Genomic DNA, 14,487 nt, shown 5'->3' on the forward strand with positions numbered 1-14,487 from the left:
TGTACACAATCACCCATGCTTCGCACTAACAACCTGAAGTACTGTATCACGCGCTAAGTGAGGTTCATCACTGTCTAACCAGTGAATATTCTCCCAGCCACGTAACCAGGTCATCTGCCGTTTAGCGAGTTGCCGGGTTGCGCAAACTCCCCGATAAACCATTTCGTCGTAGTCGATCTCGCCCGCTAAATAAGACCACATCTGGCGATAGCCGACACAACGAATGGAAGGCATATCCGTATGCAAATCACCTCGTGCAAACAGGGCCCGAGACTCCGCTTCAAATCCTGACGCCAACATCTGGTCGAAACGCAACGCGATGCGTTGATGCAACAGCTCGCGGCTCGCGGGGGCGATAGCAAACTGGTGAACATCGTAAGGGAGCGCTTCGCCGGAAATTTTAGTCAGTTCCGTTAAAGTTTTACCCGAAATAAAAAAAACTTCCAGTGCTCGCGAAAGTCTCTGCGGATCATTCGGATGAATACGACTGCCTGCGACCGGATCAATTTCGCAAAGTTGACGATGTAAAGCTTCCCAGCCTTTTTCACTCGCCATTTGCTCTATTTTTTGGCGGACATCCGGATCGGCCGAGGGCAGCGGCGACAATCCTTCAAGTAACGCCTTGAAGTAGAGCATAGTTCCACCAACAAGCAACGGAATTCGTCCATGCTGAACGATATCCGCCATTTCTGCTAACGCGTCTCGCCGAAACTCCGCTGCCGAATAGGCCTCAGCAGGATCGCGAATGTCCAGCAAACGATGGGGTGCCAGCGCCAGTTCCTCTGCAGAAGGCTTCGCCGTACCGATGTTCATCTCTCGATAAATCAGAGCAGAATCTACGCTGATCAGTTCCACCGGCAACTGTTTACGCAGCTCAATCGCTAATGCGGTTTTGCCTGACGCTGTCGGCCCCATCAAAAAAATCGCCTTTGGCCGGCCAGCCTGGTTTAATTCACTCATGCTTCAACGCGTTTATCGCGCTCTCAATCTCGATGGCTTGCAACAAGCCTGACGGTGGCGATTTCAGCAGCTGTGGACAAAGCCTTTCCAGCTCCGTCAACAGCGTAATCGCCTGGGAGTGATTCCAGTTCTGAGGCTCTGCATCCTCTCGTCGCGCCAGCCACTGGGCCAGCTGCGTCGCAGAGTTCTCTTGCTGTCGGGCGAGATAGCCTAACAGTTCAGGAATCAAGATTTGTAAATTTTGTGTTCGTAACGGTAAAGGCACGGCGCGCAAGATAATGTGGTCGCCCTCCGGATGCAAATCAATGCCCATCTGGTTAAGCAGACTAAGATTGTCCTGTGCCGCCTTGCGCTCTGCTGAGGCGATTTTTAACCGCACAGGAATCAAAAGCGGTTGTGCTTTTAATCCACCTTCCTGCGGCTCTAACTGGGCCTGTTTTAACCACCGCGACGCCACGGGCAGGGCTAATAACAGTAAAGTCTGGTCCTGCTCCAGCACGGCATACTGATCTGCCAGCACCGTCAGTACGCGACCAAAACTGTGCAGATGCGCTTTCACAGGCGCTGGCGTGATCGTCGCCTCACGTGGCGGCGAGACCGGCGCTTTTGCCGCAGTGGCAGGACGGGCTGCGGTATCCAGCAACTGCTGATAAACCTTGCCTTCACGCGGGCGATAACCCGGATCTTTACTTTGCCAACCCGCCCCACCGGTTGTGCCACCACTGTTACGCGGCGTTGCCGCAGGCTGGCTGAAATGATTGCCGCCTGCGGCCTGGCGGTTTTCCTGTTGCCAGCGTGGTGCAGGCTCCTCCGCGTGTACGGCTGGCAGAACGGGTGCCGCGCTTTCCTGCAAGACGCTCATGACGCCCTGGTAGATAAAATCATGCACCAGACGTGACTGATGAAAACGCACCTCATGTTTTGCCGGGTGGACGTTGACGTCGACCTGGTGAGGATCGATCGTCAGATAAAGCACATAGGCGGGCTGTTGATCGTCCTGCAACTGGCTCTGAAACGCCTGCCGGATGGCATGGTTGATGAGCTTGTCACGCATCATGCGGCCATTAACATAACAGTACTGGATGTCGCTGATCTGACGAGAGCCGGCGGGATCGGCAACCCAGCCGCGCAGAGCTAAATCGTCATGCTGCCAGTCAATCCGCAGTGCGTGCTGCATGAAGGTCGTGCCACAAATCGCGCCAAGGCGACGTTCACGCTGGCGCTCATCGTTAACCGCCCGGTACTGACGCATCAGCTTGCCGTTATGGTTCAGAGAAATCGCCACGTCAAACCGCGCCAGCGCAATGCGACGGATGACTTCATCAATATGACCAAACTCGGTTTTCTCAGTACGCATAAACTTGCGGCGCGCTGGCGTATTGTAAAAAAGGTCAAGGACTTCCAGCGTCGATCCACAGGGATGTGCGGCAGGCTTGAGGGTCACCTGCATATCACGGCCTTCCGCGTACGCCTGCCAGGCTTCGCTTTGTTCGGCCGTGCGCGACGTCAGCGTCAGGCGGGAAACCGAGCTGATACTGGCCAGCGCTTCCCCACGGAACCCCAGGCTCATAATGGCTTCCAGATCGTCCAGCGATGCAATTTTGCTGGTTGCATGGCGAGCCAGCGCCATCGCGAGTTCATCTTTTGCGATACCACAGCCGTTATCGCGGATGCGGATGAGTTTTGCACCGCCCTTTTCGATATCCACATCTATTCGCGTTGCCCCCGCATCAAGGCTGTTTTCCACCAGTTCCTTCACAACCGATGCGGGGCGCTCAACCACTTCTCCGGCGGCAATCTGGTTAGCGAGTTGCGGCGGTAAAATTTGTATTGGCATGCGGGATATCCTTGTAGCTGGTTGCCCGGCCTGCTGGCCGGGCCCACAATCAGGATGCAGGGATTTTCAGGTTTTGACCCAACATCACGTTGGTTGATTTCAGGTTATTCGCCTGAAGGATCGATTTCGGGCTGACACCGTAATGGGCGGCGATGCTGCTCAGTGAATCACCACGAACCACCTTATGTCGGATCGGGCGACGGGGAGTCGTTGCAGCTGGCGTTGTCCTGCTGGCTACCGCGCTGGCAGGCACTTTCAGTCGCTGTCCCACCCAGACGACATCGCGCTTCAGGGTATTCATCTGCCGTAACGTTGCCATACTTACGCCATATTTTGCTGCAATACCGGACAGCGTCTCTCCACGTGTCACGGTATGCCGCTGCACAGCGCCCGTATACTGCGTCTCACCGGTAGCCGGATTACTGGCTACGCTGACCGCTGGCGACGAGCCCAGCGGCCGGTTTTCCTCCTTTGGGACCGATTGTAGCGGGTGCGCCAGGAAATAAGCGCGCAGTCCTTTATATATTGACTGTGCAATCTTATCCTGGTGTGCGCTACTGCCGAGCAGTCGCTCCTCCGAGGCATTACTGATAAATCCGGTTTCCACCAGAAGCGACGGAATATCCGGCGAACGCAACACGCCAAGGCTGGCATGCTCCGGTAAACGTTTGTGTAACGACGTCACACCGCGCAACTGTTGGATGACTTTCACCGCAATGTCATATCCGACGCGCTGCGAGTGACCAAACTGGAGATCAAGCACCGCCTGGCTCAGATAAGGATCGGCCTGGCTGTTGGCCAGTAAATCGCCGGCCCCGCCCAGAAGTTCAGACTGTTTCTCTTTTTGCTCCAGCCAGTTCGCCATCTCACTGTTTGCACGACGGTTAGACAAGACCCAGACCGAGGCACCTGTGGCCGCATGGCTGGGGGCAGCATCCGCATGGATAGAGACCAGCACGTTGGCATTCGCTTTACGCGCCACGTCTGACCGGCCCATCACTGAAATAAAGTAGTCGCCATCACGCGTCAATACACCTTTAAACATCGGATCATTGTTTAAAAGCACCTTCAATTTACGCGCAATCGCAATAGTGACGTTTTTCTCTTTCAGGCCGTGCTGCCCAATTGCGCCGGGATCCTGACCGCCATGTCCCGCATCAATGGCGACAATCACCGTATCGTTGCGGCTGGCCGTGCCACCCGGTACGGCCGTGCTATTGGTATTGGTTACCGTAGTGACCGGATTCGCATTGAACGGATTGCTGGCATTGCGTTGTCGCGTTCGGATGGGCTGGGATTCTGCCACGGCAGCAGGTGCGCTGCGCGTGACGGCGGGATGCTTACCCTGAATAGTAAAGACAACGCTGTAATTGCTGCCATTGCGCTGTGTCACTGCGCGGGTTTTTCCCGACTGCGTTAGCTCAAAAACCAGCCGGATACTTTGTTTATCTTTTGGCGTGCTGGTACGAATGCGCTTTACGATGTTATCGCCGCTAAACGTTAAGGGTAGCCCTTTAATCACGCCACTTTGACGGATATCCAGAACAACGCGGTCGGGATTATGTAGGGGAAAATAGGCATAAACCGGCTGGCCAGAAAAACTGAGCGTTACTGTCGCCTGATTCCCGCCATTTGATACCTGAATGTCCGATAAATTAGCGGCAAACAGCGGACCCGCAACCAGTAGCAATCCTGCCACGATAACTGTTTTCATCCATGACATCATGCCGGTGCCCTGCCTTGTTCGATCTGGGTCACCCAGCGCTGTCCCTGCTCGGAATGTGCCACCAGTTCGGCCTCGCGTGCCTCATTGACATAACGCAGCGTTAAGGCGATATCCGGGGAAGGCAAAATACCGGCACCCTGTTGCGGCCACTCCACCAGACAAATCGCGTCATTGGTGAAGTAATCACGAATCCCCATGAACTCGAGTTCTTCCGGATCGGCAAGGCGATAAAGATCAAAATGATAGACAGCCCGCCCGTCCAGAACATACGGCTCAACCAGCGTATAGGTCGGACTTTTCACATTGCCCACGTGGCCGGATGCCTGTAAGAAACCGCGGCTGAATGTGGTTTTTCCCGCACCGAGGTCGCCGTAAAGATAGATAACCGCCGCCTTGCCACAGGCATGCGCCAGTTGAGCACCCAGGTCGAGTGTTGCCGCCTCAGTGGGCAAAGGTATAACACAGCTCTTCATGCTTCTTGATTCATCTCTGGATTAACAAACTGCCACAGCAGATCAAATAAGTCTGATGCCAGCATACCGCGCGTGCCCCATAGTGCCGCTCGCTTATCAGCGGCAGCACCGTGAGCGACACAACCTGCGCAGGCAGCATCAAACAGCGCCAATTTTTGTCCCATCAACGAGGCAATAATACCGGTGAGCACATCACCCATACCACCCGATGCCATTCCTGCATTACCCACATCGGCAAAAGCCATCTGACCACTTTCACTGGCAATAATGGTGCCGGCGCCTTTTAAGACCACGACACCACCATAGCGTTTCACCAGTTCCTGTGCAGCATGTAAGCGGTCACTTTCAATTTCGCTGGTTTTAACACCCAGCAAGCGAGCCGCTTCGCCTGGATGCGGCGTTATAATGCGATTCTGACGTTTCTCTGCCTTTATTGCCAGCAAGTTAAGCGCATCAGCATCCCAAAGCATCGGCTTTTCAGCGCTTTTAACCTTCTCCAGTGCATTCTGGCCCCATTCACGCTGTCCCAGCCCCGGTCCAATCGCAATCACATCCGCCCAGGCCATGCCGTCATCCAGGCGCGTATCCGTCAGCTCGTCCACCATCACTTCCGGGCGCGCGGTAAGAATGGGTGCAATATTATCCTTGTGAGTAAGTACTCGCACCAAGCCGCTACCGGTGCGTAGCGCTGCTTCCGCAGACATCCGAATAGCGCCCGCGGTTCCACTGTCCCCACCAATAATCAGCAGGCGGCCCTGATCACCTTTATGGGAGGTCGCCTTACGCGGCTTAAGCCACTGGCGTAAACTGTGTGCATCGTATCGGGCCATGGGGGGCTGCTGTGCTGCCAGAAAGTCGTGTAAACCCAGACCGGCGAAATAAAGTTGTCCGACACAATCCCGTGCTTTACCGGTGAGCTGTCCGGGTTTTAACGCGATCACGCTCACCGTATGCGTGGCTTCTGTCGCCTCACCCGGCGTCGTGCCGTTTTCTGCCGACAGGCCGGATGGCATATCGATGGCCACGACCGGCGCGCTATGCTCATTGATCTGTGCAATCAGGGTGGATAAAGGCTCAACCGGCGCCCGTGAAACGCCAGTGCCTAACAACGCGTCTACGATCACGTCGACGTTTTCAGGCCAGGCGGCGTCGGGCGCGTGAATTTCGCCGCCCGATTCAAGCCATCCGTCTCGCGCAGTACGCGCTTCGTCGGGTAAAGGTTTACTGCCATCGCACGCCAGCAACGTCACCTGTTTACCTGCCGCCTGAGCCAACCGGGCGACAACATAGCCATCGCCTCCGTTGTTGCCGTGACCGCACAACACCAACCAGTGCTGAGCTTCTGGCCAGTGCGCCATAATATGTTCATATACCGCCTGACCTGCACGTAACATCAGCTCGTAGAGCGTAATGCCCAGCGCATCTGCCCCCTCGCGCTCAAGTTGTTTCAGCGCCTGCGCAGGCCAGACAGAGTGTGGTAAACTGCCGCGGTTTCTCTTCGGATTCTGGTTAGTCATGTCATACCCTCTGGATCTTGATCAACTCGCTCAACACATTAAGCAGTGGGGACGCGATCTGGGCTTTCAGCAGGTCGGTATTACCGATACCGATCTCAGCGCAGAAGAACCGCGCCTGCAAGCCTGGCTGGATAAGCAGTACCATGGCGAAATGCAATGGATGGCCCGCCATGGAATGATGCGCGCACGTCCGCATGAACTGCTACCCGGCACGCTGAGGGTGATCAGCGTTCGCATGAACTACTTGCCCGCGAAAGCCGCGTTTGCCAGCACGCTGAAAAACCCACAGTTGGGTTATGTCAGCCGTTACGCGCTGGGCCGCGATTACCACAAAGTATTGCGCAATCGCCTGAAAAAGCTTGGAGAAATGATCCAGACGCACTGTGGCGAAAGCCAGTTTCGCCCGTTTGTGGATTCTGCGCCGCTGCTTGAACGCCCGCTGGCGGCGAAAGCCGGACTGGGCTGGACCGGTAAACATTCGCTGATTCTGAATCGTGAAGCCGGTTCGTGGTTTTTTCTGGGTGAACTGCTGATCGATCTGCCCCTTCCCATCGATACGCCGCAGGAAGAACAGTGTGGGCGCTGCGTTGCCTGCATGACCATTTGCCCGACGGGCGCGATTGTTGAGCCCTATACCGTCGATGCGCGACGTTGCATTTCCTACCTGACGGTCGAACTCGAAGGAGCTATACCGGAGGAGTTTCGGCCGCTCATGGGAAACCGGATTTATGGCTGTGACGACTGCCAGTTGATTTGCCCCTGGAATCGCTATGGGCAGTTGACTGACGAAGCCGATTTTTCGCCCCGCGCCGCGCTGCATGCCCCAGAGTTAACCGCGCTGTTTCAGTGGGATGAAGCTAAATTCCTGCGCATTACTGAAGGGTCCCCTATTCGGCGCATTGGTTATCAGCGCTGGTCCCGTAATATTGCCGTCGCGCTGGGCAATGCACCCTGGCATACAGAGATCCTTAGCGTCCTTGAGCAACGACGTGGCGAAAGCGATCTGCTGGACGAACATATTGAGTGGGCCATCACGCAACAGTTACATAAGCGAAAAGCGCTGGCGATCGATGTTCAACCCGCGCAGCAAAAACGGCTGGTGAGAGTCATTGAAAAGGGATTACCACGTGATGCCTGATTGCGCAACTGTCCAGAAGGCGCGGATTTCCACATCCTGTGAATAAAAATAAAAACGCGTTGTCATTCAAACGTAATAACACAACTGACAGAAAAGAATAACATAATGAAATATTATTTTTTCATTAAAAATCAGTAATTTAAATAAAATTTGTGTTATTTTGCAAATGCGTCTACCGTCTGGCTTAATTCACAAACCTGTGGATAACTCTGTTTAAAACAAAATTTCAGAAGGGCGAAAACGGCACAGACAACGCGATAACGGCTGTGGATAACTGGACTGAATTGTCGTTGATACTGCTGCCAGCCTGACAGGCTGTTAACAAAAACGTGACGATAAATCTGGAGCGGGAAACGAGACTCGAACTCGCGACCCCGACCTTGGCAAGGTCGTGCTCTACCAACTGAGCTATTCCCGCATAGAAGGGCACTGCAAAACACATTTTGGAGCGGGAAACGAGACTCGAACTCGCGACCCCGACCTTGGCAAGGTCGTGCTCTACCAACTGAGCTATTCCCGCATAGTAGGATACTGCTAAACATCATTTGGAGCGGGAAACGAGACTCGAACTCGCGACCCCGACCTTGGCAAGGTCGTGCTCTACCAACTGAGCTATTCCCGCGCCTTGTACCGTCATAAATTCTTCACCGGTACGGGGTGCGCATTATACGAGAAATCGCTGCTGCTGCAAGATGCTGACAACAAAATTTTGCGCTTTTAACGCGTTTGCTGATTATTGCAGCAACATGGCGATTTCCTGTGCACCCTTTGCTGGTTAAAGCTGCAAAAAGTGTTGACGGTAATAAGCAAGCTCGGCAACAGACTCACGAATATCGTCCAGTGCCTGGTGCGAACCCGTCTTTTTGAAGCCTGACAGGATGTCTGGCTTCCAGCGGCGAGCCAGTTCTTTCAGTGTGCTGACATCCAGATAGCGATAATGGAAGTAGGCTTCCAGCTCCGGCATGTACTTAAACAAAAAACGGCGATCCTGGCCGATACTGTTGCCGCAGATCGGCGAGGTATTGGCTGGCACCCACTGTTTCAGAAATTCGATCGTTGCCTTTTCAGCAGCACGGTCATCTGTCTGGCTGGCCTTAACGCGCGCAACCAGTCCACTGTTAGTATGAGTACGGACGTTCCAGTCATCCATCAGGCTCAGTTGTTCATCAGACTGATGAACCGCCATCACCGGCCCCTCCGCCAGAATATTCAGATCGGCATCAGTCACCAGAGTGGCAATCTCAATGATACGATCGCGCTCCGGATCGAGCCCGGTCATTTCCAAATCAATCCAGATTAAATTATTTTCGTTTCCAGTAGCCATGCTATTACCTGTGGTTGCTGAGTCGTCATTCGTCATCAATAAGGTGTATCATAGACGTTTTGCCCCTGTGGCGAAATCCAGCTAAACCGGTGAGGGTGAGTGAGTAAAAATAAACTGTCGAAAGGTCAACAACGCCGCGTAAGCGCTAACCACGATCGTCGTTTAAATCAGCGCAAAACGCGCCCGGAAGCGGACGATAATTTATTTGGTGAAGATGCTGAGGGCATTGTGGTCAGCCGATTTGGCATGCATGCCGATGTCGAAGACAGTGCGGGCATTACGCATCGCTGCAATATTCGCAGGACGATTCGTTCACTGGTGACGGGCGATCGTGTGGTCTGGCGCCCTGCCCTCAACGGCGGCAAAGGCATTGTTGAAGCGGTGCATGAGCGCACCAGCGTACTGACACGTCCTGATTTTTACGACGGCGTTAAACCTATTGCCGCGAACATCGATCAGATTATTATCGTGTCGGCCATTTTGCCCGAGCTCTCCCTGAACATAATTGACCGCTATCTGGTCGCCAGTGAAACGCTGGATATCGAGCCGCTGCTGGTGCTCAATAAAATCGACCTGCTGGATGATAAAGCCCGCGCGTTTGTCGATGAGCAAATGGCGATCTATCGCAAGATTGGTTATCGGGTCTTAATGGTCTCCAGCCATGAGAAAGCCGGTCTGAGTGAATTGCAGGCGGCATTGATTGACCGGATAAGTATCTTTGCGGGACAGTCCGGCGTCGGCAAGTCGAGCCTGTTGAATGCCCTACTCGGCTTTGATCAACAGCAAGATACGGCCATTCTGACCAATGACGTGTCCGACGTGTCGGGTCTGGGTCAGCATACGACGACAGCATCCCGGCTTTATCATTTCCCCGACGGCGGCGATGTGATCGATTCGCCCGGCGTTCGTGAGTTCGGTTTATGGCATCTGGAGCCGGAACAAATCACCCGGGGATTTGTCGAATTCCGTGAGTTTTTAGGCGAATGCAAGTTCCGTGACTGCAAACATGGCTCGGACCCTGGCTGTGCCATCCGTGAAGCCGTTGAGCAAGGAAAAATCGACGCATCCCGCTTTGACAACTATCACCGCATTCTGGACAGTATGGCGCAGGTGAAAGTCCGGAAAAACTTTGCTGAGAGTGAAGATTAAGGCCAGTAACAGCGTAGTCGCCATCTGACCGGGGCGCTGCTACAATCCGCCCCCATTTTGTCAATGTTATAAAAGATAGCCAGGAGGCTAGGGTGTTTGATCGTTTTAAACTTGGCTTGAACCACATTCTCCCCAAAAAATGGCTGACTGAACTTGCTGGCTGGGGCGCAAGCCGTCGCGGCGGCTGGCTGACAAAGCTGGTGATTGACGGCTTCGTCTGGTTTTATAAAGTCGATATGACTGAAGCACGTAAACCGGATACCGCCAGTTACCGCACCTTCAACGATTTCTTCGTCCGCCCGTTAAAGGATGAGGCGCGCCCTGTGGATCCGGATGCGAGCCTGATTGCGCTGCCTGCGGACGGTGCCATCAGTCAACTTGGGCATATCGAAGGCGACCAGATTTTCCAGGCAAAAGGCCACTACTATACGATCGACGCGCTGCTGGCAGGGAACGAGCAACTGGCCGCGTTGTTTCGTGAGGGTGAATTTATCACGACGTATCTGGCACCGCGTGATTATCACCGCGTCCATATGCCGTGCAACGGCATCCTGCGTGAAATGATTTACGTGCCAGGCGATCTTTACTCAGTGAATCCTCTGACCGCACGCAACATCCCTAACCTGTTTGCCCGTAACGAACGGGTCATTTGTTACTTCGAGACCGATATGGGACCGATGGTACAGATCCTGGTGGGCGCGACTATCGTCGGGAACATTGAAACCGTTTGGGCTGGCACGGTCACGCCACCACGCGAAGGCATTATCAAACGCTGGCACTATCCGGCCGCCGACCACGACGGTGCCGTTGTTCTGCTTAAAGGCCAGGAAATGGGCCGCTTCAAGCTGGGCTCGACCGTGATTAACCTGTTTGCGCCTGGCCGTGTCAGGCTGGCAGAAAGCCTTGAGGCCGAAAGCAAAGTCCGGATGGGACAACCTATGGCGGTCGCCCTGCCTCTGGCCACCGCACCGTCTGACGCTGTCGAATAAGAGTAAGCCCTGTGTTCGTACGCGCGTTCCTCTGTTTGCTGCTGAGCCTGGGGCTCAGCAGTACTACGTTTGCCGCCAGCCTGCCAGATGCCAGCCAGCTCAGACAACAGCTGGAAGAAGTCAAGTCCGCTAAAAACGCCACTTCGCAAACCGATCAGATTCAGTCGCTTGAAGCTGCACTGGCGGCCCTTTCTGAACGTGATGATGCCGTTGAGCGCGCGCAGCAGTATCAACAGGTCATTGATGATTTTCCGCGTCTGGCACGCGAGCTGAGACAACAAATCGCCTCACTCAACGACAGTGTGAAGACGGTACGCAGCACAATGAGCAGTGCCGAGCTGGAACAAGAGATTCTGCAAATCAGCAGTCAGCTGATTGAGGAAGGACGCCAGGCTCAACAGGAGCAGGATCGGGCCCGCGAGATCAGCGATTCCCTGTCACAACTGCCGCAGCAGCAAACGGAAGCACGTCGGGCGCTGACGGAGAGCGAGCGACGTCTGCAGAGCGCGGGCAGCCCTGCCACGCCAGCCGGCCAGGCACAGCTGATGGCCCGTCAGGCAGAAAATGCCGCGAATAAGGCCCGGGTGGATGAGTTTGAGCTGGCGCAGCTGTCGGCAAATAACCGTCAGGAACTGGCGCGCATGCGCGCCGAAGTCCACCAGCGTAAGGTCACCCAGCTCGATAATTATCTTCAGGCGCTGCGTAATCAACTTAATGAGCAACGTCAGCGCGAGGCAGAAACTGCACTGGCCCGGACAGAACAGCTGGCGGAAAACAGCGGTGATCTGCCGCCAGCGATCAGTAAACAATTTCACGTTAACCGTGAGTTATCTGGCGCACTGAATCAGCAGGCGCAGCGAATGGACCTGGTGGCCTCACAACAACGCCTCGCTACCAATCAAATCATTCAGGTCCGCCAGGCACTGTCCACGTTACGGGAACAATCTCAATGGCTGGGCGCATCCAGTCTTCTCGGTGATGCCCTTCGCGCGCAGGTCGCACGATTACCTGACATGCCGAAGTCTCAGCAGATCGACAATGAGATGGCCCAGCTTCGTGTTCAGCGACTGCATTATGAGGATTTGCTCGAACAGCAAAACGTATTGCGTAAGGCCCATCAGCCCGACGGACAGCCTTTTACCAGCGAACAAAAGCGGATTCTGGATGCGCAGCTTAAAACGCAACGCGAACTGCTTAACTCGTTGATTTCGGGCTGCGATACGCTGATTCTGGAAATCACCAAGCTGAAAGTGGCGAACACGCAGCTACAGGATGCGCTAACCGAAGTTAAAGACGCGACGCACCGCTACCTGTTCTGGACGGCCGATGTCAGCCCGATTTCGTTGAGTTATCCCCTTGATGTGGCTAACGGCCTGTCTCACCTGCTGACGCTGGACACACTGGGGCAGCTCGGTAAAGCGCTGGCCATGATGTTTACCAGCCGCAGCACGGTATTACCTATTCTCGGTGCGGTGCTGCTGGTCGGCTTCAGTCTCAGTACCCGTCGTCACTTCAATGCTTTTCTTGAACGCTCAGCCAGTAAAGTCGGTAAGGTGACGCAGGATCGTTTTCGCCTGACAATCCGTACCGTGTTCTGGTCGATTCTGGTGGCGCTGCCGCTGCCGGTACTCTGGGCTACGCTGGGATACGGCCTGCAAAATGCCTGGCCCTATCCTGTCGCCGTGGCGATAGGCGACGGCATCACCGCCACCTTACCTTTGCTGTGGATCTTTATGGTCAGCGCACAGTTTGCGCGCCCGAACGGCCTGTTCATCGTGCATTTCCGCTGGCCTCAGGTGCGTGTTGCACGCGCGATGCGCTATTACTCGTTGAGTATTGGCCTGATCGTGCCGCTGATCATGTTGCTGATTACCTTCGATAACCTTGACGATCGCCTGTTCTCCGCCACCCTGGGGCGGCTGTGCTTTATTTTGATCTGTGGCGCGCTCAGTATTGTGACGGTAAGCCTGAAGCGTGCAGGCATACCGCTTTATCTCGATAAAGAGGGCAGCGGCGAGAATATGATTAACCGCCTGCTGTGGAATCTAATGATCGCTATTCCACTGGTAGCCGCCCTTGCGTCAATGACGGGCTATCTTGAAACCGCGCAGGCGCTGCTCGCCCGTCTGGAAACCTCTGTGGCGATCTGGTTTTTCCTGCTGGTGATTTACCACATCATTCGCCGCTGGATGCTGATTCAGCGACGCAGGCTGGGCTTTGATCGCGCACGCCAACGCCGTGCCGATATGCTCGCCAACCGTGCGCGCAACGAAGAGGAGAAAGATCAGGCCGCACAAAATACTGACGTAATTGAAATTGAAGAGCCTGTTATCGACCTGGACGCCATCAGTGCCCAGTCGCTGCGTCTGGTACGCTCCATTTTGACACTTATCGCGCTGGTATCGGTCATCGTCCTGTGGTCAGAAATCCACTCTGCATTTGGTTTCCTTGAAAATATTCGTCTGTGGGACGTGAATACCTCCGTTCAGGGCGTCGAAAGCATTCAACCTATTACGCTGGGTGCCGTCCTGATTGCCATTCTGGTATTCGTGATTACCACACAACTGGTGCGCAATATGCCGGCTCTGCTTGAGCTTGCGTTACTGCAGCATCTTGATTTGTCACCGGGCACCGGTTATGCCATCACCACGCTGACAAAATATGTGCTGTTGCTGATCGGTGGCTTGCTGGGCTTCTCACTCATTGGCATTGAGTGGTCAAAACTACAATGGCTGGTTACCGGTCTGGGCGTCGGGCTGGGATTTGGTCTGCAGGAGATTTTCGCGAACTTTATTTCCGGCCTGATTATCCTGTTTGAAAAACCGATTCGTATCGGTGATACCGTGACCATCCGCGACCTTACCGGCAGCATTACGCGCATCAATACCCGCGCAACCACGATCACTGACTGGGATCGCAAAGAGATTATCGTGCCCAATAAGGCGTTCATTACTGAGCAGTTTGTTAACTGGTCGCTTTCCGATTCCGTCACGCGTGTGGTGCTGACCATCCCTGCCCCCGCAACCGTTAGCAGTGAAGAAGTCACTACCCTGCTTAAACAGGCGGCAGAGCGCTGCAGCTATGTGCTGGATACACCGCCACCTGAAGTGTTCCTGGTGGATTTACAGCAGGGAATTCAGTTGTTTGAACTGCGCGTGCATGCGGCGGAAATGGGCCATCGAATGCCGCTTCGCCATGAACTGCATCAGCTTATTTTACATGGCTTTGCAGAGCATGGCATTGAAATGCCGTTCCCGCCGTTCCAGATGCGCGTAGAAGCGCTGAGCCGAAAAACGCCGACAGGTAATAGCGCATCGACCACCCGAACGTTCCGCTCAGGTGGGCTCTGAGAATAAAAATTGCCGTAACGGGCC

Annotated in this window: 10 protein-coding genes and 3 tRNA genes; 4 read left to right on the forward strand and 9 right to left on the reverse strand. The window is 54.6% G+C overall.

Features of this window, described 5'->3' with window-relative positions; all coding sequences use genetic code 11:
- Window positions 1-9: 9 nt before the first annotated feature.
- The 5 genes from miaA to nnr are packed head-to-tail and all read right to left on the reverse strand — an operon-like array spanning window position 10 to window position 6,513.
- The gene (miaA, locus tag RAC65_RS17360; protein WP_006120944.1) at window positions 10-960 is read right to left on the reverse strand and encodes a tRNA (adenosine(37)-N6)-dimethylallyltransferase MiaA; all 951 of its coding nucleotides are present in this window, start codon (window positions 958-960) and stop codon (window positions 10-12) included.
- On the reverse strand, window positions 953-2,797 hold the full coding sequence (gene mutL, locus RAC65_RS17365; RefSeq protein ID WP_375096945.1) for a DNA mismatch repair endonuclease MutL: 1,845 nt from the start codon (window positions 2,795-2,797) through the stop codon (window positions 953-955). The genes miaA and mutL overlap by 8 nt, the downstream gene beginning before the upstream one ends.
- Window positions 2,798-2,846: 49 nt before the next feature.
- A complete protein-coding gene (gene amiB / locus RAC65_RS17370) occupies window positions 2,847-4,523 on the reverse strand; it encodes an N-acetylmuramoyl-L-alanine amidase AmiB (protein ID WP_375096946.1) in 1,677 nt (558 codons plus the stop codon).
- Window positions 4,520-4,996 carry a tRNA (adenosine(37)-N6)-threonylcarbamoyltransferase complex ATPase subunit type 1 TsaE gene (gene tsaE / locus RAC65_RS17375; protein ID WP_033740042.1) on the reverse strand — a complete coding sequence of 159 codons (477 nt, stop codon included), beginning with the start codon at window positions 4,994-4,996 and terminating at the stop codon, window positions 4,520-4,522. Before tsaE ends, amiB begins: the two co-directional genes overlap by 4 nt.
- Window positions 4,993-6,513, reverse strand: coding sequence for a bifunctional ADP-dependent NAD(P)H-hydrate dehydratase/NAD(P)H-hydrate epimerase (gene nnr / locus RAC65_RS17380; protein ID WP_375096947.1), 1,521 nt, complete (start codon window positions 6,511-6,513; stop codon window positions 4,993-4,995). The genes tsaE and nnr overlap by 4 nt, the downstream gene beginning before the upstream one ends.
- On the opposite strand from nnr, the gene queG reads away from it, so the two are divergent.
- A complete protein-coding gene (gene queG, locus RAC65_RS17385; protein ID WP_375096948.1) occupies window positions 6,512-7,651 on the forward strand; it encodes a tRNA epoxyqueuosine(34) reductase QueG in 1,140 nt (379 codons plus the stop codon). The genes nnr and queG overlap by 2 nt on opposite strands.
- Window positions 7,652-7,993: 342 nt before the next feature.
- On the opposite strand, the gene RAC65_RS17390 is transcribed toward queG, so the two are convergent.
- The 4 genes from RAC65_RS17390 to orn all read right to left on the reverse strand — a co-directional run bounded on the left by RAC65_RS17390 (window position 7,994) and on the right by orn (window position 8,975).
- Window positions 7,994-8,069, reverse strand: a tRNA-Gly gene (locus RAC65_RS17390).
- 26 nt (window positions 8,070-8,095) lie between these two features.
- Window positions 8,096-8,171, reverse strand: a tRNA-Gly gene (locus RAC65_RS17395).
- A 26-nt stretch (window positions 8,172-8,197) separates the two neighbouring features.
- A tRNA-Gly gene (locus RAC65_RS17400) sits at window positions 8,198-8,273 on the reverse strand.
- A gap of 153 nt (window positions 8,274-8,426) precedes the next feature.
- On the reverse strand, window positions 8,427-8,975 hold the full coding sequence (gene orn, locus RAC65_RS17405; RefSeq protein WP_375096949.1) for an oligoribonuclease: 549 nt from the start codon (window positions 8,973-8,975) through the stop codon (window positions 8,427-8,429).
- A gap of 99 nt (window positions 8,976-9,074) precedes the next feature.
- Here orn and rsgA point away from each other — a divergent pair, with 99 nt between their 5' ends.
- The 3 genes from rsgA (at window position 9,075) to mscM (ending at window position 14,463) form a co-directional block, all read left to right on the forward strand.
- Window positions 9,075-10,124 carry a small ribosomal subunit biogenesis GTPase RsgA gene (gene rsgA, locus RAC65_RS17410; protein ID WP_054633010.1) on the forward strand — a complete coding sequence of 350 codons (1,050 nt, stop codon included), beginning with the start codon at window positions 9,075-9,077 and terminating at the stop codon, window positions 10,122-10,124.
- 92 nt (window positions 10,125-10,216) lie between these two features.
- The gene (gene asd / locus RAC65_RS17415; protein ID WP_375096950.1) at window positions 10,217-11,113 is read left to right on the forward strand and encodes an archaetidylserine decarboxylase; all 897 of its coding nucleotides are present in this window, start codon (window positions 10,217-10,219) and stop codon (window positions 11,111-11,113) included.
- A gap of 11 nt (window positions 11,114-11,124) precedes the next feature.
- Entirely contained in the window at window positions 11,125-14,463 is a 3,339-nt protein-coding gene (gene mscM / locus RAC65_RS17420) for a miniconductance mechanosensitive channel MscM (protein ID WP_006120960.1), read from the forward strand.
- Window positions 14,464-14,487: the final 24 nt, after the last annotated feature.

This window comes from Pantoea sp. BS_8 (genome assembly GCF_041954965.1).
Lineage (GTDB): Bacteria > Pseudomonadota > Gammaproteobacteria > Enterobacterales > Enterobacteriaceae > Pantoea > Pantoea stewartii.

What these genes read in the sequence shown, in the direction of transcription:
- mutL (WP_375096945.1), bottom strand. Translation starts at nt 2,797, where the DNA reads ATGCCAATACAAATTTTACCGCCGCAACTCGCTAACCAGATTGCCGCC.
- miaA (WP_006120944.1), bottom strand. Translation starts at nt 960, where the DNA reads ATGAGTGAATTAAACCAGGCTGGCCGGCCAAAGGCGATTTTTTTGATG.
- tsaE (WP_033740042.1), bottom strand. Translation starts at nt 4,996, where the DNA reads ATGAAGAGCTGTGTTATACCTTTGCCCACTGAGGCGGCAACACTCGAC.
- orn (WP_375096949.1), bottom strand. Translation starts at nt 8,975, where the DNA reads ATGGCTACTGGAAACGAAAATAATTTAATCTGGATTGATTTGGAAATG.
- queG (WP_375096948.1), top strand. Translation starts at nt 6,512, where the DNA reads ATGTCATACCCTCTGGATCTTGATCAACTCGCTCAACACATTAAGCAG.
- amiB (WP_375096946.1), bottom strand. Translation starts at nt 4,523, where the DNA reads ATGATGTCATGGATGAAAACAGTTATCGTGGCAGGATTGCTACTGGTT.
- nnr (WP_375096947.1), bottom strand. Translation starts at nt 6,513, where the DNA reads ATGACTAACCAGAATCCGAAGAGAAACCGCGGCAGTTTACCACACTCT.